The following is a 19,741-nucleotide window of genomic DNA, read 5'->3' as shown; positions in this document are numbered from 1 at the left end:
GATTATAGCAACCAATGTTAACAAATTGTTAACTAAGCAGAAAACCTTTTCCCAAAAGCTTTTTCCGGCTTGGAAATCCTGAAAAAATTCCAACTTTTAGCAGATATTCTAATTAAAATTCTGAGTTTCACCCTGCGTAAAAATCAGGCCGGAAATTCGAATTTGGGAAAAGGTCGGGCATAGATCCCGGATTGGCCAGTAAGTCACTGAATGGAAGAGATCGCGAAAGAAAAGACCTCAGCAAGCAAAGTCAGAAGCTACCTGATCGTGCTTCTTTCCCTGCTGCTCTTCATTTTTGCCATTGACTTGCTGACGGTAGCCATGGGCCGGCTCAACAACGATGTGGCAAGGGAGATCATACAGGCTACCCGAAATCCCTTCATCAGCCTTTTTGTAGGACTTTTGGTCACCGCACTCATCCAAAGTAGCTCAACAGTCACGGCGAGCATTGTCGCGATCGTCGCCTCGGGCAATATGACCCTGCAGCAAGCCGTTCCCATGGTACTGGGCGCCAACATTGGGACCACTCTCACCTCCACGCTGGTTTCTTTCACTTTTATCACCAAAAGAAAAGAGTTTCGAAGAGCGCTTTCCTCGGGAATCTCACACGACGTGTTCAATATATTGAATGTCATCATTCTATTTCCCTTGGAGCTTCACTTCCACTTTCTATCCAAAGGATCTGAAAAAATAGCCCAGCTTTTCGCGTCCGATGACAATACACTAGATGCGTTTGAATACAACCGAATCTTCACTAGGAACCTCACAGAATGGATCGTGACACATATCAACATCCCGTTCCTTTCAACAATCCTTGCGGTCTTCCTCGTATTTTTCTCCATTAAGATCCTGACTACATCCGTCTACAAAACTTTCGTATTGGACGCCTTTCAGGACATCAGCAAAGCAATCTTCAAAAATACCGGACTATCCTTCCTCTACGGGGTATTCTTTACCGCCGCCATCCAATCCAGCACCGTAACCACCTGCCTCGTGGTACCCCTGGTAGCCAACCGGAAAGTCAGTCTAGCGAAGTCTTTTCCCTTCATCGTAGGAGCCAATATCGGAACGACAATCACCGCGGTCATTGCCGCTATGTACAAGACAGAAGCTGCCATCGCACTGGCTTTCGTGCATGTCCTCTTCAATTCCTTGGGAGCCTTGATTTTCTTGCCGTTTCCGGAGATCCGTCAGATTCCGGTGAAATTGGCGGATTTTATGGGGCGGACTTCTGTGAAACACAGAATCTTCGGCTTTGCCTACATTCTGCTCACTTTCTTCATCATCCCTTTCCTTCTTATTTATTTTAGCCGGGACTGAGCTCGGACAGCGTCCATGATCGCCTTGGCAGAGCTGGTCCCGATCCGGTCCGCTCCCGCAGATATGAGTTCCTTGGCAAAGTCCAAGGTCTTTATTCCACCGCTGGCCTTGATCCCTACAGTGGAGGGCAAAATTTCGCGCATGAGGAGTATGTCTTCCACTTTTGCTCCAGTTGGCGCGTAGCCCGTGGAGGTCTTTACAAAATCAGCACCGGCATCCTGACAGATCAGGCAGGCTTCTCGGATCTTTTGCGGGTTTAGATAGGCAGTTTCGATGATCACCTTGAGCGATCGCTCCTCGGCATGGCAGATCTTTGCGATCTGGGCAATCTCAATCTTGGGCCAGCCCATGCCCGAATGAAAAGCCGTTTGTGACCAAACCAAGTCCAACTCGTCCGCTCCTTGCTTTATTGCCTCTCGGGTTTCCGCCACCTTGGCCGCCGTATCTTCAAACCCGAAGGGAAAGCCTATGACAGTCGCTACTTGGATGTCCTGATCCTTCAGTTCCCGCTTAACCTTTTTCACCCAAAAAGAGGGAACACAAACCCCCACAAATTGCTCCTCCATGGCATCAGCGACCAGAAGATCCACGTCTTTGTCGGTCATGGTCGGCTTGAGAAGGGTGGACTCCAAATAACGGTTTAAGTTATTCATGCGTCAGTTTGGTCTCTTGCATTGACGAAATCCGTCAGGTACATGTACTCCAAGGTCAAGTCCCCATCACGGGCAATGGTCGCCCCTTCCAAGATTTGGGAATTGTCTTCCGACAAGGCAGGGACTACCCATTGTATGAGCTGCTTTCCAAACTCCTCCGATGACTCTCTGGCCAGTTCGCAGGGTAGGTTGTCTATCGCCATGACTGAAATACTTGTTTGGCTGCCAAAAGCGGGGATCTCGCTGCCGCTTTCACGATCCACGTCGTACACGGGATCTGCAATTGTCGAAGGCCTTAAAGTGGTAGGAATGGAGCCGCCTATGTCACAAGTGATGTCAGCGATTACGGTCAGTCCAAAATCCGGTGATTTGATGTCTTCAATTTGAAAAAGTCGGGGAGCTCCTGGACTCCAAAAAGCAGCCGCTATCAGCATCTCGCCTGCCTCGGCAAACTTCAAAAAATGGCTTTCGTATTTCTCTGGATTGGTATAAAACTCTTCTTTGTCAAAGCCTCCGTCTGCCTTTCGCCTGTTGTAGTCCGATGATCCCAAAACGGTATAGACCGGCTCCTCAAAATAGAGGTGCAGAAACTGATGGGCCTCGACCTCAAGCAGCCCCAAAACATCCAGGATTTCCTTTACTCCGCTGCCTACACGCCCCGAGCCTGTCACCACGATCTTGATTGGCGGAAGCTGTACTTTACCCAGCTCAACCTTCAGCTCCGCCAATCCGCTGCATTCCCATGCTCGCTTGATCTCATAGAGCCCTGTCTTATTGCCGTAAGTCCAGAAGGCATTGTATGCCCCGACAATCCCAGCCCAACGCCCAAAGGCTACAACCCGCTTACCCTGAGAATCCTTCAGCGCTTCATAGTCAATGAGGCGGATGTTCTTGTCCAAGATTGCCTGCAAGAGCTTTCTGTTTCGGGCCTGTTGTTTCAGGGTATGGGAAAAAAAGAAATAGGTTTTTTCCGGTATCAGCTCTGAAATGGGCACTTCCTTGATGCCAAACAAAATATCGGCCTCGGAGATATCGTCGGTCACCTCAATGTCCGCGTCCCGATATTCCTGGTCTGAAAAACATCGGTGTTTACTGGATTCTACCACAAAGCCCAAATTCCCAGGGTGGCTTTCGTGCAAAGCCTTCAATTGTTTTGGGGAAAAAGGAACCCTTCTATCAGTCGGGATTTTGCCTTCACGGATGATTCCGATCTTCATAGTGATCTTTTTGGACGGAGGTTTGGCTCATTCAGCGGTGGCATCCTGACCAAAGCCGTCAGGCTGATCAAAGGATGCCTTGTTGATTCCAAGATAAAAATATTTTGGCAGGAGCGGCCTGTTCCATGCGAATGGCCACTAAAAAAGGGGCCGAAGCCCCTTTTTGTATCAATCTATTCCGAGAAAGTCCACGTCAAACCGAAGGACGGAGTTGGCAGGTATCCTAGCATTGTTCACCTGATCTCGATAGGCCCAGGGCGAAGGGATGAGCAACACCGCCTTCGATCCCGGCCTTAGTCTCTTGAAAGCAATATGCCATCCTGTAATGACATTGCCTACATTCAATCCGAATCTGAGAGGCAGATAGGATCGCCCTTCCACATACAGGTCATTTTCCCTGGCGATGCTCTCTATGGATGTGTCAAACACGCTGCCATCGGTGATCAGTGATCCGGTGTAGTCGGTGTAGACCATCGTACCCGTGGTAGGCCGTGATCCAACACCTTCTTCCTGCAAAATAATCACGACGCCGCTTGGGTCATAGATACGCGCGATGCTGTCGATCTGAGCGGTGTCCAGGTAAGCCACGATCTTGAGGCTATCGGCTTTTAGATTGCCAGCCTCGTCGTAGACAGGGCCCGTGTTGAAAGGATTGCTTGGTTCGCAGGCCATCATCGACAACGCACCCAGCAAAACCAGAACCGGAAATAGTTTTTTAATCATCTTAATTCTGCGGCGCCTTGTCCACTTTTTTTAGATCAATTTCAAAAATCAATGGTGAATTAGGTGGGATAGTTCCATTTGATTGCGAACCGTAGCCCAGACGGGATGGGAAAATCACCGTTGCTTTTTCACCTTCCTTCATTAGCGAAATGGCAAATTCAAAGCCGACAATGGCAAAGTTGTACCCAGGACGGAACTCCAATGGAATGTAAGATCTGGAACTGCTGTAGATGTCAGCATCTTTGGCAACCTGTTCGATAGAGGTATCAAACACGTCATTGTTCAACAGTTTTCCAACATAGTCCACAGTCACGGTATCACCCAGTACGACTGTATTTCCGCCATCATTGACCACTTCCCAAAACATATAAAACCCTTCGACCGGCTCACTATATTCCTTTGCCGATGGCAATGGGTTTTCTTCGATGTAGCTCAGGATCTCTTCTTTGTCTTCATTTAGGATGATTTCCTGGGATTGGTCTGGATCGATACAGGAGATGACAGAAGCTGCACCAAAAATCAGGGCTGCAAATGCGATCAGTCGGTTTTTCATATGTTTTGGTTTAGTTTAAGCTACGCTGGTATTCTTACTTCTGCACGTCTGTCACTTCCACGTCGAAGACGAGGATGGAGTTGCCGGGAATCAGCGCTCCCGCACCACTCTCTCCGTAAGCCAAAGGAGAAGGAATGATAAACTTCGCCTTCGAACCCTTCTTCAACAGCATCAGTCCTTCGTCCCAGCCTGGGATCACTTGACCCATTCCAACATTGACAGGAAGTGGCTCATACGGTCTGTCTTCGCTGAAGATGTTGTTTGCTTTGGCGATTTCAGGCCAAGAAGTATCAAACAGCGTCCCGTCCAGAAGGTAACCTGCATAGTTGACGTACATGGTAGTACCAGGAGTGGTGGCTTCGCCGGTTCCTTCTTTCTCGATGACGTAGTAAAGACCGTTTTCAGTCTTAGACGCTGTCAAGCCTTTTTCCGCTACATAGGACTCGATAGTTTTTGCTTCTTCTACCAAAAGTGTTTTGGCTCTTTCGGCACTCTTGGCCTGCTCCGCCATCATCACTTCCTGATAATAGGCCTGCATTGCAGAGTCGGACTTCACGTCGAAGGCCCCGAGTTTTACCTTCACGATATCGTCCTCCTTCAGAAATGGAGGGAGGTTGCCGTTGAAGATGATCTTGGCGGTGGATTGGAAGTTGATGGAATCTCCTTTTTTCAGAGAGAGGAAGATTTCGTCCATGCCATTCTGAGGCGTGATGGAATCATTGGCCATGAGGTACCCAGGGAAAGGCTGGTCGACTGTAGTATAAATGACTGAGTCCGCAGCAGTGGAAATCTCCAGGTTGTAAAGCACAAACTGTCCATTGGGGGCTTTTTCCGAACCTTCCTCAATATACGTGTACTCGATGGCATCCTTTTCAGTGGTCTTGGTTTTCTGACAGGAAGAAATGGTGCTCGCTCCAAACATCAGAACGAGGATTGCCAACAGGCTTTTGTTGTTTTTCATAAAGTATTAAGTGATTTTTTTTGAGTGGGCTTGTTTGGAAAACGCCTAGTTGGCGGTCATGGACTCGGAATGAAACAGCTCATCCTGACATTTTTCTACTAGAGATTCGAAGAGATCAACGGTGTCTTTCAGGCCTAGGGTAGATTTCCCTCCTGCGGCGTTCTTGTGCCCTCCCCCGTTGAAGTAGGCCGCGGCAAATTTGTTGACCGCCACATCGCTGCTGGATCGGAAGGATATCTTGATGCCATCTTCCCGCTCCGAAAACAAGGCGGCAAGTTTGATCCCATCTAAAGATAAAGCATAATTGACCAAACCTTCGGTGTCGCCTGTTTGGCTTTGATATTTTTTAAGATCTTTTTTGCTGATGACAAAGTAGGCCATGTGGAGGTCTTCGCGCACGACCAGTCTCCTGGTAATGGCAAATCCGATAAATTTCAGCCTGTTGACAGAGTTGGAATCATAAATCCAGTTGGAAATCTGGGAGCTGTCAGCACCCTTGTCGATCAGCTCGGCCACGACGAGGTGGACGTTTTTGGTGGTATTCGGATGGCGAAATCCACCTGTATCGGTCATGATGCCCGCATAGAGGCATTCGGCGATGTCCTTGTCTATGGCATCCTTGTCCCGAAGTTCGTTTACGATCAATTCATATACCAACTCACAGGTGGCGGCGGCTTTAGTACTCCAGTACCGAAAATCCGCAAAATCCTCCGGATCCTGATGGTGGTCTATGTTGACCACATAGGCATTGGATTTTCGGATCAGCTCTCCCAACTCATTGACTCTGCCGAGGACCGAGAAATCCAAACAAAAGATCACGTCGGCCTCCTCCAAACGCAGGGTAGCCAAGGCCCTATCCTCGGACTTGCTAAAATCCAGGACGGAGTCATTGCCCTTCATCCAGGCGAGAAACGAGGGATAGTCCGAAGGAGTCACCACGGTCACTTCATGTCCTTTCTTGAGGAGATAGTTGGCCAGACCCAAAGAGGAACCCAAAGCATCTGCGTCAGGCTTCACATGGGTAGTGATGAATATTTTCTTGGGTGAGGACAGTTCTTTTTTAAACGAGGCTAAAGCTTCCATTAATATCAATTCAGCGGCTCTTTTGGCTCTAGTAGCCTGCAAAGGTCACGAATTTTTTGAGAAATCCCAAAGCACCCATTACGCTGATTCTAAGCGACGTAGACTAGAAATCGTGATGGTTCGCGATTATTTGAAGGTAAAAACGCTATTTTTGCCGCCGAAATAAACCAAGACAAAACAACATCCCATGGCAAGTAACAGAACATTCACCATGATCAAGCCTGACGCTTTCGAAGCCGGAAACTCAGGAGCTATCCTTAAAATGATCGAAGAAGCAGGCTTCAAGATTGTGGCCATGAAAGCTACCCAACTCACTCAGGAGATGGCCGGCAAGTTCTATGAAGTGCACAAGGAAAGACCTTTCTACGCTGACCTTTGCAAATACATGTCTTCAGGGCCAATCATTGCCGCCATTCTGGAAAAAGACAACGCAGTGGAAGATTTCCGCGCCTTGATCGGAGCTACCAACCCTGCCAATGCAGCGGAAGGCACGATCAGAAAGATTTTCGCAAAGTCCATCGAGGCCAATGCGGTACACGGCTCTGACTCTGACGAAAACGCCGCCATCGAAGGCAATTTCTATTTCTCCCAGTTTGAGCGTGTGATCTGATTTTAGTCAACGGTCGACTGACGATAGAATCGCGGGGAAATTGAACAAGTTTCTTCCTTCCCAAAAACAGAAAATGCGCCCGCAACAGGCGCATTTTTTTTGGGATAATGTTCTGATTTTTTGCCTTTTGTCAAACCTATAGGATGACAGAAAGTCCTGTTTTGAAGGATTTTACCAGCTTCCGCCAGCTCCACCGCCGCCGAAACCACCGCCGCCGAAACCGCCAAATCCCCCGCCTCCACCGAAGCCTCCCCCGCCAAAGGAGCCGCGTCCAGAGGAGAAGTCCCCGAATTTTCCACCGCCACCTTTTAGCATATTGGCGAGCATGATGGTCGTCCAGAGGTCGATTCCTCCACCCCGGCCACCCATGTGGTTGTCGTTGTCCTTCCTGTTTTTGATCAAAGGAATAATCACAAACAAGACGATAAAGAGCAGGATAAAGAAGATGGCTCCTCCGTGGTTACCGTCTGATTCCACATCCTCTGCCTTGTACTCTCCCGAGGCCAGCTTAAAGATCATGTCCGTAGCCTGATCCAAGCCTTGATAATAGGCCTCCATCTTGAAGTTTGGGATAATTAAATTGGTGACGATACGCTTGGCGAGTGCGTCAGGCACCGCGCCCTCCATCCCGTATCCTGTCGCGATGAACACATTCCGATCTTCCATTGCGGCAAGGATCAAGATGCCGTTGTCATTCGCAGCACCTCCTATTCCCCAGGCCTGGGCTAGGCGTTGGGAATAGTCTGCAATCTCATATTCACCTGTGGACCGCATCATCACGATGGCGATTTGGGTCGAAGTACTGTCATTATAAGCCACCAACTTCTGCTCCAGCTTGGCCACTTCGTCCGCCGAAAGCGTCCCGGTAAAGTCAGTCACCAAGCGGGGAGGGTTGGGAACCGGGGGAAAATCCTGCGCGTGGACTTGCCCGATCAAAAGAACAAACCAAAGCAGGAAAAGGGGCTTTTTAGCCGAAAGATATCTCATCCGAAAGTTCGTTTGTATCCCCAGTATTGTCATAGGGAAAATGTGCCGACAGCTGCTCGCCGGCAAGGTGAATGCCTTCGATGAGGCCTTGGGTGAATTGTCCATTGCGGAAGTGGGAGAGCATCAGCTCTTTGGTGCTTTCCCAAAAATCCTTGGGGACAACAGAATTGATTCCCTTATCGCCGAGGATGGCAAACTTGTGGTCCAAGACCGCCAGATAGACCAAGACACCGTTGCGGTCCTTGGTCTGGTACATCTTCAGGGTTTCGAAAACCTCCGCAGCTCGATCGAGTACGTCGCCTCTGCAGTGGTTTTCGATATGGACCTGAATCTCTCCTGAAGTTCGAGTCTCAGCCGTCTGGATGGCAGCGGTGATTTGGGCCTTTTGTTCCGGAGAAAATAATTTCTCAGCCATGGTTAAAACTGTACGGTTGGGGCATTCTCAGCTCCTTCGGAAGCCTGGAAGGTGCCTTTGGCTTCGAAGCCGTACCATCCCGCAAAGATATTGTTGGGAAAGGTTCGAATATTGGAGTTGTAGGATACCACGGACTCATTGAAGTTTCTTCGGGCCACCGCGATTCGGTTTTCAGTGCCTTCGAGCTGGGCCTGAAGTTCGAGAAAATTCTGGTTGGCCTTCAAGTCTGGATATTTTTCTACGGTCACGAGCAATCGGCTCAAAGCTCCGGAGAGCTGGTCCTGCGCCTGCTGAAACTGCTGGAGGTTTTCGGGAGTCAGATTGGTCGGGTCGATGGTCATGGAGGTAGCTTTGGCACGAGCCTCTACCACGCCGGTAAGTGTTTCCTGCTCAAATTCCGCATAACCTTTGACGGTATTGACCAGGTTTGGAATCAAATCCGCGCGACGTTGATATTGGGTCTCCACTTCTGCCCATTGTCCGTTTACCTGTTCTTCCATTTGGACAAACTGGTTGTAGCTGCCCACGGCTTTGGTATAAAGGTAGATACCCAATACAGCCACGATGGCAACAGGAATGAGAAATTTTTTCATAGTGTGTTGGTTGTGTTTAAAAACGAGTTGTTACACGGATTTCCACAGGTTCTGTTCGAATCCCAGATCAAAGTTATCCAAATATTCACTTGCTGGCCCAATTATGAAAAAGGAATCGTCAACCCAAACTACCTCCTGATTGTACAGCCCTCGAATGCAGCGAAGGATGGCTGGCCGATTTCTAGCAACAATCAAATCTGCTTTTTCAAATAGATGCTCACTTTATAGTCCGAGAATTTGGTAAGGTCGTCACCGATATAGCGCCTCATTTCCAATTCGATTTCCCTTCCCTCTTCGGAGCGGAGTAGCTTAAAAATCTCGGAGAGCTCCCATAGAAACGTAGGAACCCTATTGATCGAAAGAATCTCGTCAAAGGGTAGAATACCTGTTCGATAGGCTGGCGACCCTTCCCGGACTTCACTGACGTAAAACCTATTTTCGTCTATTGGGACTTTCTTGAGAATCAATCCGCTCATGTCAAATTCAAAGGGCGCATAGAAATTGTCCCCCTTCCGGATCATCGCCCGTTTCCGGGGGTAGTCCAAAATGAGCCGAGTCCTTCCCAAAACTTCCGACCCCAAGCTGCCATGCCTACCAGTAGCGACGATCAGATCACTAAAAGTATTCTTGTCGGGATAAGAAGTAAGCACCTCCTTCATGATCATCCCGTTAAGATTCAGCGAATTGACCCTCCCGATAAACCCGTACAATACCCCACCTAAGGACTGGCCCAACTGGGATTCTATGAACACCATTGGCATCTTGATTTCGTCTGTCGTCTCTTGGTTGAGGAGGAGGCCGTGGTTTGCCCCAGTGTCAATCAACAGTTTGGCATCGAGCTTAGGTCCGTTTTTCTGGTCGATTTTCGCGTTGATATAGGCCTTGTTGTCATCGATCATGAGGTCAAACTTCCGGTACAAAGGCGGCTTCCACTTCAAAGCTCCTTCCCGGTAGAACTCCAGATAGCCCCCATCATAATTGATCTTCACCGGATTGAACTTGAAAAATTCGTAGCCAATAATGCCATAGACTGGCACTCCGATCACCGATTCCAGCTCGAAAAAGTCCTCTTCCAGCACCAGCAAACTCTGCAATTTTCCCGTGATCGGCCCCATATCCAGGGTATTGACGGGCGAAACCTGGGCCATGATCACCGTGGACCCGTCTGCGCCGGCGATACTTAGCCTGCGGGTATACTCCAAGCCCAGTGCGTCTCCAAGTGTTTTGCTAAACAGAATGTTGGACCGGACTCCGGTATCCACGAGGAAATTGATCGCTTCCGAACCATTGATCGAGACTGGCAAAATAATAAGGCTGTTGGAGGAGTAGAAAGGCAGCCTTACTTTCCTCACATCCTCTTCCATAAAAAAGCCAGGCACTTGTGCCCAACAACAGGCAACTGCGAGAAAACACAGAAATAAAAGGAGCAGAACCTTTTTACCAAACATCTGAACTGGGTCGATCTCTTTTTTAAAAGTTAAACAGATTTATTTAAGCATTTCCTTCCTTTAACCCAAAATCTGTATCAAATGGTTATGACACAAGGTCGGTAAACTGAGATATAATTTAGATTAAACCCAAATTAACCCCGAGGATCGTTCGCCGTTTGCCAAAAAAAGCGGAATACATCATCTTTATTTCTTAATCATGTGAATCACATGGCAGACTCGGCCCTGATAGAAAAAGCGAAAAAGATTTTTGAGAATTTCCTTGTCAAGCAAGGAAGCAGGAAGACCCCTGAGCGGTTTTCCGTCATCGACGAGCTTTATATCTTGCCGGAAGATGAGCACATCGACGTTGAGGGGCTGTTTCTGAAAATGCGGAACAAGGGCTACACCATCAGTCGGGCCACTATCTACAACACACTTGACCTGCTAGTGGAGAGTGGATTGGCAGTAAAGCACCAGTTTAAGGACAAAGTGGCGCTCTACGAACAAGCACTCACCTACAAGCACCACGATCACCACGTCTGCAACCAGTGCCGCAAAATCCGTGAATTCTCGGATCCAAAGATCAATGAGATCAAGGAAGCCATGGGAAAAAATTTCCAGTCAGCGATTACCAGCCATTCCTTGGTACTCTACGGAGATTGTCAGATCGAAAACTGCGAAAGCCTCATAGGTCAGCAGATTTTTTGAAAATCCTACGATAAACAGGCTTTCTATAGGCAAACTGCATCCACAAGATCGGGTAGAGCATAAAACTCATCAAGCCAAAAGGGCCCTCAAAGTCGATTTCGTCGCGGATAACAGAGCCGATTCCCGTGGAAATCACCCGATGCCTGTGTTTCCATTTTTTCAGAAAAAAAGGCAACTCTTTCCCCAGATCAACAAAGCGAAATTCAAGATCCGTAGTACTAGACTCGACGATCTCGCTGGTCCACTTTTGCTTAAAAAAGAAAAAATCCAGTTCCAATGTAACCAAATCGCCTTTTTCCGACCCGTCGAAGCGCAGCACCTTCACCGGAGGGAAGGGAGGGCTGAGTTTCTTGAAAAGCGTCTGGTCAAAACCTGCCTTCACGTCCAAGTATCCCAACTCAACGGGAGTCTCAATCACTAGTTTCATCAGAAGCTGAGGACGAAAAGCAGAAACAACACAAGCCAGACTACATCCATAAAGTGCCAATAGACGGTAAAAAGGCGGATGCGCATTTTCTCAAAAGGATTGGTGATCAGAATTAGCTTCTGCACCCCGTCGTCCTGTGCTTTGCGGAGCTGGAGCAACATAATCAGCGCAAAAACCAGCGCCCCCATCAAATGGAACAAATGGATTCCCGAAAGAACAAACAGAAAGCTGCCACTGGGAAGCCCTGTAAGACTGATTCCCATATCGTTTAGCTCCTTCCAGCCCGCAAATTGCAACACCGCAAATATCACCCCGAGCATAAAGGTGTTCCGAAGCGCTCCCTCTAGTCTGGAAATATTTTCATTTCGAAAGTGGAGCCGCATCTGGGAAGCAGTATAGCCAGAAATGATCAGCATAAACGTGGAAATCAGAAATGCCACTGGCATTCGTTGACCCATGCCAGCCAGCTGACCAATGCCAGTATAGAGAAACGCCACCACCAAAAACAGAAAAATCAGGCCGCTGCTCAGCATCCCCAAAAAAAGCAACATTTCATAGGGATGCAGGCTCTCTAGGCGCTGAAGCCAAGTTTTGGGTTCCTTCGTTTGATGCATATTTCAAAAACACTTTGGCCGAGGCATGGTTCAGAAAAACACCAATTACTCAAAATTGATCCTGACAAAGGTCAAAAAAAACTAAATTTGGCGCTTCTTCTTTACTAATAACCATTCCGCTTTTGGATCGTCAGTCCCTTCTTACCATTTATCAGTCCGACCCGATTTTTCAGACGCTCGCCCTAAAGCTAGCTTCCAAGGAAAAATTCCGACTACAACTCCGGGGTCTTTCCGGGAGTTTGGACATGGTGCTTTTCGCTTCCTATTTTGAAAAAAAAGGCGGGTTTCATCTGATCATCGCCCAAGACAAGGAAGAGGCAGCCTACCTGAACTCTGACCTGCAAAATCTCCTTGGAATCGAAGACTACCTAGTCTTTCCGGGCAGCTTCAAGCGTGCTTACCAATATGACGAGGTGGACAACGCCAACGTCTTGACCCGGGCCGAAATCCTCAACCAGATTTTGGAAACGAAAGGAACATCTAGGATAGTCATCACCTATCCCGAGGCACTTTATGAAAAAGTGATCAACAAACGTTCCCTGGTCGACAACACCTTCACCGCGCGAGTCGGTGAGTCGGTCGATATGGAGTTTGTCACCGAAGTGCTCACGAGCTACGATTTCGAGAGAACCGACTTTGTCTACGAGCCTGGGCAATTTGCGATCCGGGGCGGTATCTTGGACGTTTTTTCCTTCAGCAATGAGCATCCCTACCGACTGGAGCTTTTCGGAAAAGAGATTGAAAGCATCCGAACATTTGACCCCGAGACCCAGCTCTCAATCGCCAATGTGGAGCTCATTTCTCTGATACCAAACGTCCAAACCAAGCTGCTCCAAGAGGTGCGCCAGTCTTTTTTGGGCTTTCTGCCCGAGGGGGCCATGATTTGGCTCAAAGACTACCAGCTGACTCTGGACGTGATGACTGAGTCCTTCCACAAGGCAGAGCAGGCATTTTTCCAAATCGTCTCCCAAAGCCACACCGAAAAACTCCTCCTAAAACCGGCGGATCTCTTCGACAGTGGAAAGGACTTTTCGGATGTAGTCGCGGGTTTCTCCACCATCGAGTTTGGAAGGCAGTTTTACCTGAAGACGGATAACAAAATAGCTTGGGAGAGCCAACCCCAGCCTTCGTTCAACAAGAACTTTGACCTCCTGGTCACCAATCTCTCCGACAACGAAAAGCAGGGGTTCACCAACCTAATCACCGCCGAAAACGAAAAGCAGATCGACCGGCTTTTGGGGATTTTCCAAGAACTGGATCCTACTTTGCACGTACAGAGCATGCATTTGGGATTACGGGAAGGTTTTGTAGACAGGCAGGCAAAATTGGTTTGCTATACCGACCATCAGCTTTTTGAGCGGTATCACCGATACAAAAGCCGGACAAAGGCCAGTAAATCGAAAGCCCTGACCATCAAGGAGCTCAAAGCTCTCCACCCGGGTGACTATATCGTACATGTGGACTACGGCGTCGGGCGCTTTGCTGGCTTGGAAAAAGTGGACATCAACGGCAAAATGCAGGAAGCCATCCGGCTGGTATTCCGGGACGACGACCTCCTCTATGTCAACATCCACTCTCTGCACAAAATCTCCAAATATTCCGGACAGGAGGGGCAGCTTCCCTCCATGTCCAAACTCGGCTCTCCGGAATGGGATAACAAAAAGTCCCGAGTCAAAAAGCAGGTCAAGGACATCGCGAAGGATCTGATCAACCTTTACGCAAAGCGGAGAACTGCTCCCGGATTCGCCTTTACGAGAGACTCGGTACTTCAAGTCGAGTTGGAGTCCTCCTTCATTTATGAAGATACGCCAGACCAGGCTTTGGCTACCGGCGATGTCAAAAGCGATATGGAAAAATCCTATCCTATGGACCGGCTGGTGTGCGGAGATGTGGGATTTGGGAAAACTGAAGTTGCGATCCGGGCTGCGTTCAAGGCGGTCAATGACCGAAAACAAGTCGCTGTGTTGGTTCCGACTACCATCTTGGCCATGCAGCACTATCAGACTTTCAGCGAGCGGCTTGAAAACTTTCCGGTAAAGGTCGAGTATATCAACCGTTTCCGTTCGGCCAAAGAAATCAAGGAGATCGTAGCCCAGGTCAAAACTGGGGAGATCGACATTTTGGTCGGGACGCATAAAATCGTCAACAAGGATATTGTTTTCAAGGACTTGGGACTTCTGATCATCGACGAGGAACAGAAGTTTGGTGTCAAGGTGAAAGACCAGCTCAAGAACCTCCGGGTCAACGTAGATGTGTTGACGCTCACCGCCACACCGATTCCAAGAACCCTCCATTTTTCCTTGATGGGTGCACGAGACCTTTCCGTCATCGCTACCCCACCACCTAACAGACAGCCCGTTACCACTGAGGTCCAAACTTTTCAGGAAGAAGTGATTCGAGACGCGATATCCTACGAACTTCGTCGTGGAGGACAGGCATTTTTTGTCCACAACAGAGTGGGAGAAATCGACAGTATCGCCAATCTGATCATGAAACTCGTGCCTGATGCGCGAGTCATCGGGGCTCATGGCCAGATGGATGGGAAAAAGCTCGAAAAAATCATGGTGGATTTCATCAACCACGAATATGACGTGCTGGTCTCAACAAACATCATCGAGTCGGGTCTGGACATTCCAAACGCCAACACCATCCTGATCAATCGAGCGCACATGTTCGGCTTGAGCGACCTACATCAGATGCGGGGAAGGGTCGGCAGGAGCAATAAGAAGGCATTTTGCTATCTCCTGACCAGCCCCATGTCGGGCTTGACGGCCGAAGCGAGAAAACGGCTTCAAACCCTCGAAGAATTTTCCGACTTGGGGGATGGCTTTAAGGTGGCCATGAAAGATTTGGACATTCGCGGTGCGGGCAATTTGCTCGGAGCCGAACAGAGCGGATTTATCACGGATCTGGGTTTTGAGATGTACCACAAGATCCTGGACGAAGCGGTGCAGGAACTGAAGGAAAACGAATTCGCGGCGCTCTTTGAGACAGACCTAGCCGAAAAGGTAAAGGTACTGGTGCAAGATTGTACGATCGAAACCGACTTGGAGCTGCTGATTCCGGAAGAATATGTCAGCAATATCAGTGAACGTCTAGGGCTTTATTCCAAGCTAGACGGGATCAAAAACGAGGAGGAATTGGAGAAATTTTCCAAGATGCTCTTGGATAGATTTGGTCCATTGCCAAAGGCTGTCAATGACTTGATGGAGACCGTTCGTTTACGTTGGCTTGCAGAAAAGCTTGGAATAGAGAAGCTTGTCTTGAAGGGAAGACAAATGAAGTGCTATCTTTTGCCCTCCACCCGCGACGACTTCTATTCCTCGGCGGTCTTTGGGCAAATCATGAAATATGCACAAGTACATCCCAAAGAATGTAAAATAAAAGAACACAAGAATCGTTTGATTCTTACAATTGAGGGTGTACCGACCGTATATAAGGCACAAAAGGTGCTGTCGGAAATGAATTTGTAGAAAATTCAAGGAAATTTAACTGGCATTAAAATTGCGTTTTCGATATGCGGTTTTGCTGAATTTACGCGATACGCCCGATTTGGGGGTGTTTTGTAAATTCCGGAAAATTGAATTTCATTGGAAGTCGATTCCAATGCTTCTATATTAGCATTCTGAAATAGACCAAAACATTACAATATGAGTCTGAATAACAAATCTTGGGGAATGTGGGCGATGGCAATTTTGCTGGCCTCCGCCTCTGTTTTGTCCTCCTGTAACAAAACGCCTGGCTACGGTCGCCGAACAGCTAACGATCCTGGGAAAAAAAGCGCCACCACCGGTGCGGAGTTTTCCTTTGAGGAGAATGACTCGACCAAGTTCTTTGTTTCCAAGAAAGCAGAGCAGATTCCTGGGCCAAACCTCAAGTTTATCCAAGGCGGCAGAACGGTTTTGGGATCTCAAGAGGAAGACGTAATGGCCTTCCGCGACAACTTGGAGAGAACAGTTTCTATTGCAAATTTCTACATGGATGAAACGGAGATCACCAACAATGACTACCGGGAATTCCTTTTTGACATGAAGAAGAAGGTGAGCGCTGACTCACTCTTGAAACTTGAGCCTTCCGAAAATGTCTGGTCTGGCGCCATGTCGTTCAATGACCTTTACCAGTCTTACTATTTCAGATTTCCTGGCTTCAATTTCTACCCTGTAGCCGGGGTATCATGGACCCAAGCTAATGTCTACGCGAAGTGGAGAACTGAGTTTGTCCAGGAATTGGTCAGAGAAGAGCGAGGTATCGACTCTTCGTTTACCAAAAATCAACTGATTGAGCGTGGTGTGGCAATGGCCGATTTCAGACTGCCAAACGAAGCAGAATGGGAATACGCGGCGAAGGCTATGATCGGTACCCAATATTTGGATGAAAACCAGGAGTATGGACGGATTTATCCATGGGATGGACGCGGCGTTAGAAATCCTTACAACGTGAAGCGCAAAGGAAAGCAGGGAGATTTCTTGGCCAACTTCAAAAGAGGTCGTGGTGACTACGCCGGTATCTCTGGCAATCAGAGAAATGATGGCGATATTCTGCCAACCAACGTCTATGACATGGCTCCAAATGACTTCGGCCTTTATCACATGGCTGGAAATATGAACGAGTGGGTATATGACATTTATCGTCCGCTTACCTTCCAGGATGCCGACGATCTCAACCCATTGAGAAAAGACGGTGTTTATGACGAAGAGGAAAACTATGAAACTTCTATGTTTACCGACGAGATACGCGTCTACAAAGGCGGATCTTGGAAAGACGTAGCCTATTGGCTTGCTCCAGGTACCAGAAGATTTATGCACCAAGACTCTGCTACGAACAACATCGGCTTTAGATGCGCGATGATCTCGATAGGAGAAAAAGGAAAATAAGGCGAAACGCCTCCCTATAATCAAGCCCGGCAACACTGCCGGGCTTTTTTGTTGATCTATCGCTTAGACCGCTCATTGAGAATTTGGGGGGAATTGTGTGTCCAATGGCTAAATTGCCTCATATCAATTCCAAGAATATGAACCTGAAAACCAAGTTTAGAATTGCCTTCCTAGGCCTGCTTCTTTGCGTTGGAAAAGTGTCATTGGCACAAACCGGCTACCAAAGCCCACCTCAATCCATTGCAGATCTTTTTAATGCCGAGCCCACACCAAGCGTCACCTTCAGCAAGGATGGTAGCCTTATGCTCGTGTTGGAAAGAGCAGGAGCACCATCCATCGAAGACCTTTCCCAACCCGAATTACGCATCGCCGGGATTAGAATCAACCCAGCCATCTCTGGACAAAGCCGGGCTGGAAGCTATCACAACGTTAAAATCAAGAAGACTCGCTCTGGGGAGGAAATCCAAATCACAGGTCTACCCCCTCAGCCGAAGCTGAACGGATTCTCTTTTTCTCCGGATGAAAAATACCTAGCCTTCACCCACACTGAAGACAAGGGCATCAGTCTTTGGGTTGCCGACCTGACGACTTTCGAAGCCAAGAAACTGAGTGAGGCAGTCGTAAACCAAGTGTTTGGAAACTCGGTTCTGTGGATGCCAGACAATAGCCTTTTGGTAAAAACAGCCAACCCAGATCGGGGCACCATGCCCAAATCTCCAGTCGCACCGACCGGTCCAGTCATTCAGGAGACCTCCGGAAATGCCGCACCAAGCCGTACTTATCAGGATCTTTTGAGTAATCCTTACGACGAGGCCTTGTTTGCTTTCTTTATGGATTCCCAACTGATGAGATTTTCTCTGGACGGGAGCACGACTCCCGTGGGAAAGCCAGGAATGATCAAATCCATGGACTTGAGCCCAGATGGCGGCTATCTACTAATCGAGACTATACAGAAGCCTTTTTCCTATCTAGTACCAGGCATCCGCTTCCCCTACCATGTCGAAATCTGGACTACCGCTGGCGAAAAGATAAAAACGCTCGCCGAAATCCCATTGGATGAAGTGAGACCTACAGGATTTGACGCTACGGTGACAGGCCCAAGAAACGTCAATTGGAGAGCGGATCAGCCGGCTACCCTCTATTGGGTGGAAGCCATGGATGGAGGAAACCCTCGTACCGAAGTGGAAGAACGCGACGTTGTTTTTACGCTGGCAGCGCCTTTTACGGGAGAAAAGACCAAGCTCGCTTCTACTTCCTTGCGCTTCGCCGGAATAGACTGGTCAGATGATTTATTTGCGATTCTCAATGAAAGATGGTTTGCAAGTCGTATCGAAAAGCGCTCGGTAATCGATCCCTCAAGCCCTGCTCAAGCTCCAATAACGATCATAGAAAGATCCTCTGATGACCTATACAATGACCCGGGAGATCCGGTCATGACGGAAAATCAGTTTGGAAGAAATGTGCTGCTTCGCAAGGGGAATTTGATCTTCATGCGATCTGAAGGAGGAAGTGCCGAAGGAAGCATGCCCTTTCTCTCTACTTTCAATACCAAAACCAAAGAGCAGAAAATTCTTTGGAGGTCACAGGCTCCCTTTTATGAGCGTGTTGCCAAAGTTCTCAACTCAGATGCCACGGAATTTGTCACGCTTAAGGAAAGTACTGACATCCAGCCAAATTACTGGCTGGTCAATACCAAAAAGCGGATAGCACCCATGCAGCTGACCAATTTTGCCCACCCGTACGAATCCATCGAGGGAATCAATAAGCAGCTGGTGACCTATAAGAGAAAGGACGGACTCAACCTCTCCGCCGTGGTCTACACCCCAGAGGGCTACGATCCCGCAAAAGACGGCAGGCTTCCTGTTCTGATGTGGGCCTATCCAAGAGAATACAAGTCGGCAGCGGATGCAGCGCAAGTAAGAGGCTCAAAATATACCTTTACCCGCATCAGCTGGGGATCGCCGATTTATTGGGTGACGAGGGGCTATGCAATCATGGACCAAACCGAAATGCCTATCGTAGGCGAAGGCGACAAAGAGCCCAATGACTTCTTTATCGAACAGCTCGTCGCCAATGCAGAAGCCGCCATTGACCACATCGTGGAGATGGGAATTGGTGACCGCAACCGGATAGGAGTCGGAGGACACTCCTACGGCGCTTTTATGACGGCGAATCTCCTCTCCCACACCAATCTCTTTGCTGCGGGAATAGCGAGAAGCGGGGCTTATAACCGTACGCTTACTCCATTTGGGTTCCAGTACGAACAGAGAACCTACTGGGAAGCCCCCGAAGTCTATTTCAATATGTCTCCTTTTTCTTTTGCAGACCAGGTGAAAACACCTATCCTGCTGATCCATGGCGAGGCAGACAACAATTCCGGAACATTTCCAATCCAATCCGAGCGCTACTACAATGCGCTGAAAGGCCATGGTGCGACGACGCGACTTGTTTTCCTTCCTAGCGAAAGCCATGGCTATGCAGCAAAAGAATCCGTACTCCACACCCTTTGGGAAATGGATACTTGGCTGGAAAAGTATGTGAAGAATCGAAAGTAAATCGCGAGTTTGAAATGA

General features: G+C 48.5%; 18 protein-coding genes. 6 read left to right on the top strand and 12 right to left on the bottom strand.

Translation table 11 applies throughout. The annotated features are described in order from the left end of the window. Nucleotides 1–210 precede the first annotated feature (210 nt). Complete coding sequence (locus tag J0A67_RS16860; protein WP_206570564.1) at nucleotides 211–1,320, top strand: Na/Pi symporter; 1,110 nt, start codon at nucleotides 211–213, stop codon at nucleotides 1,318–1,320. Here J0A67_RS16860 and deoC read toward each other — a convergent pair. From deoC to J0A67_RS16830, 6 genes are all read right to left on the bottom strand, one after another. After that, nucleotides 1,302–1,973, bottom strand: coding sequence for a deoxyribose-phosphate aldolase (gene deoC, locus J0A67_RS16855; RefSeq protein WP_206570563.1), 672 nt, complete (start codon nucleotides 1,971–1,973; stop codon nucleotides 1,302–1,304). The two genes, J0A67_RS16860 and deoC, sit on opposite strands and share 19 nt — an antisense overlap. After that, nucleotides 1,970–3,190: an NAD(P)-dependent oxidoreductase gene (locus J0A67_RS16850; protein WP_206570562.1), complete on the bottom strand. Its 1,221-nt coding sequence runs from the start codon at nucleotides 3,188–3,190 to the stop codon at nucleotides 1,970–1,972. The genes deoC and J0A67_RS16850 overlap by 4 nt, the downstream gene beginning before the upstream one ends. Before the next feature lie 168 nt (nucleotides 3,191–3,358). Continuing rightward, complete coding sequence (locus tag J0A67_RS16845) at nucleotides 3,359–3,913, bottom strand: FKBP-type peptidyl-prolyl cis-trans isomerase (RefSeq protein ID WP_241265238.1); 555 nt, start codon at nucleotides 3,911–3,913, stop codon at nucleotides 3,359–3,361. A 1-nt stretch (nucleotide 3,914) separates the two neighbouring features. After that, nucleotides 3,915–4,466 (bottom strand): FKBP-type peptidyl-prolyl cis-trans isomerase, encoded by a 552-nt coding sequence (locus tag J0A67_RS16840; RefSeq protein ID WP_206570561.1) that lies wholly within the window; start codon nucleotides 4,464–4,466, stop codon nucleotides 3,915–3,917. Between the two features lie 34 nt (nucleotides 4,467–4,500). Next, on the bottom strand, nucleotides 4,501–5,427 hold the full coding sequence (locus tag J0A67_RS16835; protein WP_206570560.1) for an FKBP-type peptidyl-prolyl cis-trans isomerase: 927 nt from the start codon (nucleotides 5,425–5,427) through the stop codon (nucleotides 4,501–4,503). A 45-nt stretch (nucleotides 5,428–5,472) separates the two neighbouring features. Further along, a complete protein-coding gene (locus tag J0A67_RS16830) occupies nucleotides 5,473–6,510 on the bottom strand; it encodes a DHH family phosphoesterase (protein ID WP_206570559.1) in 1,038 nt (345 codons plus the stop codon). A gap of 187 nt (nucleotides 6,511–6,697) precedes the next feature. Between J0A67_RS16830 and J0A67_RS16825 the strand changes: the two genes are divergently transcribed. Next, nucleotides 6,698–7,120: a nucleoside-diphosphate kinase gene (locus J0A67_RS16825; RefSeq protein WP_206570558.1), complete on the top strand. Its 423-nt coding sequence runs from the start codon at nucleotides 6,698–6,700 to the stop codon at nucleotides 7,118–7,120. A 171-nt stretch (nucleotides 7,121–7,291) separates the two neighbouring features. On the opposite strand, the gene J0A67_RS16820 is transcribed toward J0A67_RS16825, so the two are convergent. The 4 genes from J0A67_RS16820 to J0A67_RS16805 all read right to left on the bottom strand — a co-directional run bounded on the left by J0A67_RS16820 (nucleotide 7,292) and on the right by J0A67_RS16805 (nucleotide 10,563). Continuing rightward, nucleotides 7,292–8,107, bottom strand: a complete 816-nt coding sequence (locus J0A67_RS16820; protein WP_206570557.1) for a TPM domain-containing protein — start codon at nucleotides 8,105–8,107, stop codon at nucleotides 7,292–7,294. Continuing rightward, nucleotides 8,088–8,522: a TPM domain-containing protein gene (locus J0A67_RS16815; RefSeq protein WP_206570556.1), complete on the bottom strand. Its 435-nt coding sequence runs from the start codon at nucleotides 8,520–8,522 to the stop codon at nucleotides 8,088–8,090. Before J0A67_RS16815 ends, J0A67_RS16820 begins: the two co-directional genes overlap by 20 nt. A 2-nt stretch (nucleotides 8,523–8,524) precedes the next feature. Further along, complete coding sequence (locus J0A67_RS16810) at nucleotides 8,525–9,115, bottom strand: LemA family protein (RefSeq protein WP_206570555.1); 591 nt, start codon at nucleotides 9,113–9,115, stop codon at nucleotides 8,525–8,527. A 191-nt stretch (nucleotides 9,116–9,306) separates the two neighbouring features. Next, nucleotides 9,307–10,563: a retropepsin-like aspartic protease gene (locus J0A67_RS16805; protein ID WP_206570554.1), complete on the bottom strand. Its 1,257-nt coding sequence runs from the start codon at nucleotides 10,561–10,563 to the stop codon at nucleotides 9,307–9,309. Between the two features lie 210 nt (nucleotides 10,564–10,773). On the opposite strand from J0A67_RS16805, the gene J0A67_RS16800 reads away from it, so the two are divergent. Then, on the top strand, nucleotides 10,774–11,253 hold the full coding sequence (locus J0A67_RS16800; protein WP_206570553.1) for a Fur family transcriptional regulator: 480 nt from the start codon (nucleotides 10,774–10,776) through the stop codon (nucleotides 11,251–11,253). Here the strand turns inward: J0A67_RS16800 and J0A67_RS16795 are convergent. Together J0A67_RS16795 and J0A67_RS16790 are read right to left on the bottom strand one after the other, a co-directional pair. Beyond that, nucleotides 11,231–11,680 (bottom strand): SRPBCC family protein, encoded by a 450-nt coding sequence (locus tag J0A67_RS16795; RefSeq protein ID WP_206570552.1) that lies wholly within the window; start codon nucleotides 11,678–11,680, stop codon nucleotides 11,231–11,233. The genes J0A67_RS16800 and J0A67_RS16795 overlap by 23 nt on opposite strands. After that, on the bottom strand, nucleotides 11,680–12,294 hold the full coding sequence (locus J0A67_RS16790; protein ID WP_206570551.1) for a cytochrome c oxidase subunit 3: 615 nt from the start codon (nucleotides 12,292–12,294) through the stop codon (nucleotides 11,680–11,682). The genes J0A67_RS16795 and J0A67_RS16790 overlap by 1 nt, the downstream gene beginning before the upstream one ends. A 122-nt stretch (nucleotides 12,295–12,416) precedes the next feature. Between J0A67_RS16790 and mfd the strand changes: the two genes are divergently transcribed. The 3 genes from mfd (at nucleotide 12,417) to J0A67_RS16775 (ending at nucleotide 19,723) form a co-directional block, all read left to right on the top strand. Next, nucleotides 12,417–15,767 carry a transcription-repair coupling factor gene (mfd, locus tag J0A67_RS16785; protein WP_206570550.1) on the top strand — a complete coding sequence of 1,117 codons (3,351 nt, stop codon included), beginning with the start codon at nucleotides 12,417–12,419 and terminating at the stop codon, nucleotides 15,765–15,767. 177 nt (nucleotides 15,768–15,944) lie between these two features. Continuing rightward, the gene (gldJ, locus tag J0A67_RS16780) at nucleotides 15,945–17,168 is read left to right on the top strand and encodes a gliding motility lipoprotein GldJ (RefSeq protein WP_206570549.1); all 1,224 of its coding nucleotides are present in this window, start codon (nucleotides 15,945–15,947) and stop codon (nucleotides 17,166–17,168) included. A 137-nt stretch (nucleotides 17,169–17,305) separates the two neighbouring features. Further along, the gene (locus J0A67_RS16775) at nucleotides 17,306–19,723 is read left to right on the top strand and encodes a prolyl oligopeptidase family serine peptidase (protein ID WP_206570548.1); all 2,418 of its coding nucleotides are present in this window, start codon (nucleotides 17,306–17,308) and stop codon (nucleotides 19,721–19,723) included. The last annotated feature ends 18 nt before the right edge of the window (nucleotides 19,724–19,741 follow it).

The organism is Algoriphagus aestuariicola, assembly GCF_017254835.1.
GTDB lineage: Bacteria > Bacteroidota > Bacteroidia > Cytophagales > Cyclobacteriaceae > Algoriphagus > Algoriphagus aestuariicola.
The sequence above is the reverse complement of the archived record's forward strand: the minus strand, read 5'-3'. Positions and strand labels throughout refer to the sequence as shown.

Coding starts and splice junctions, on each gene's coding strand:
- J0A67_RS16860 (WP_206570564.1), top strand. CDS start 211: ATGGAAGAGATCGCGAAAGAAAAGACCTCAGCAAGCAAAGTCAGAAGC.
- deoC (WP_206570563.1), bottom strand. CDS start 1,973: ATGAATAACTTAAACCGTTATTTGGAGTCCACCCTTCTCAAGCCGACC.
- J0A67_RS16850 (WP_206570562.1), bottom strand. CDS start 3,190: ATGAAGATCGGAATCATCCGTGAAGGCAAAATCCCGACTGATAGAAGG.
- J0A67_RS16845 (WP_241265238.1), bottom strand. CDS start 3,913: ATGATTAAAAAACTATTTCCGGTTCTGGTTTTGCTGGGTGCGTTGTCG.
- J0A67_RS16840 (WP_206570561.1), bottom strand. CDS start 4,466: ATGAAAAACCGACTGATCGCATTTGCAGCCCTGATTTTTGGTGCAGCT.
- J0A67_RS16835 (WP_206570560.1), bottom strand. CDS start 5,427: ATGAAAAACAACAAAAGCCTGTTGGCAATCCTCGTTCTGATGTTTGGA.
- J0A67_RS16830 (WP_206570559.1), bottom strand. CDS start 6,510: ATGGAAGCTTTAGCCTCGTTTAAAAAAGAACTGTCCTCACCCAAGAAA.
- J0A67_RS16825 (WP_206570558.1), top strand. CDS start 6,698: ATGGCAAGTAACAGAACATTCACCATGATCAAGCCTGACGCTTTCGAA.
- J0A67_RS16820 (WP_206570557.1), bottom strand. CDS start 8,107: ATGAGATATCTTTCGGCTAAAAAGCCCCTTTTCCTGCTTTGGTTTGTT.
- J0A67_RS16815 (WP_206570556.1), bottom strand. CDS start 8,522: ATGGCTGAGAAATTATTTTCTCCGGAACAAAAGGCCCAAATCACCGCT.
- J0A67_RS16810 (WP_206570555.1), bottom strand. CDS start 9,115: ATGAAAAAATTTCTCATTCCTGTTGCCATCGTGGCTGTATTGGGTATC.
- J0A67_RS16805 (WP_206570554.1), bottom strand. CDS start 10,563: ATGTTTGGTAAAAAGGTTCTGCTCCTTTTATTTCTGTGTTTTCTCGCA.
- J0A67_RS16800 (WP_206570553.1), top strand. CDS start 10,774: ATGGCAGACTCGGCCCTGATAGAAAAAGCGAAAAAGATTTTTGAGAAT.
- J0A67_RS16795 (WP_206570552.1), bottom strand. CDS start 11,680: ATGAAACTAGTGATTGAGACTCCCGTTGAGTTGGGATACTTGGACGTG.
- J0A67_RS16790 (WP_206570551.1), bottom strand. CDS start 12,294: ATGCATCAAACGAAGGAACCCAAAACTTGGCTTCAGCGCCTAGAGAGC.
- gldJ (WP_206570549.1), top strand. CDS start 15,945: ATGAGTCTGAATAACAAATCTTGGGGAATGTGGGCGATGGCAATTTTG.
- J0A67_RS16775 (WP_206570548.1), top strand. CDS start 17,306: ATGAACCTGAAAACCAAGTTTAGAATTGCCTTCCTAGGCCTGCTTCTT.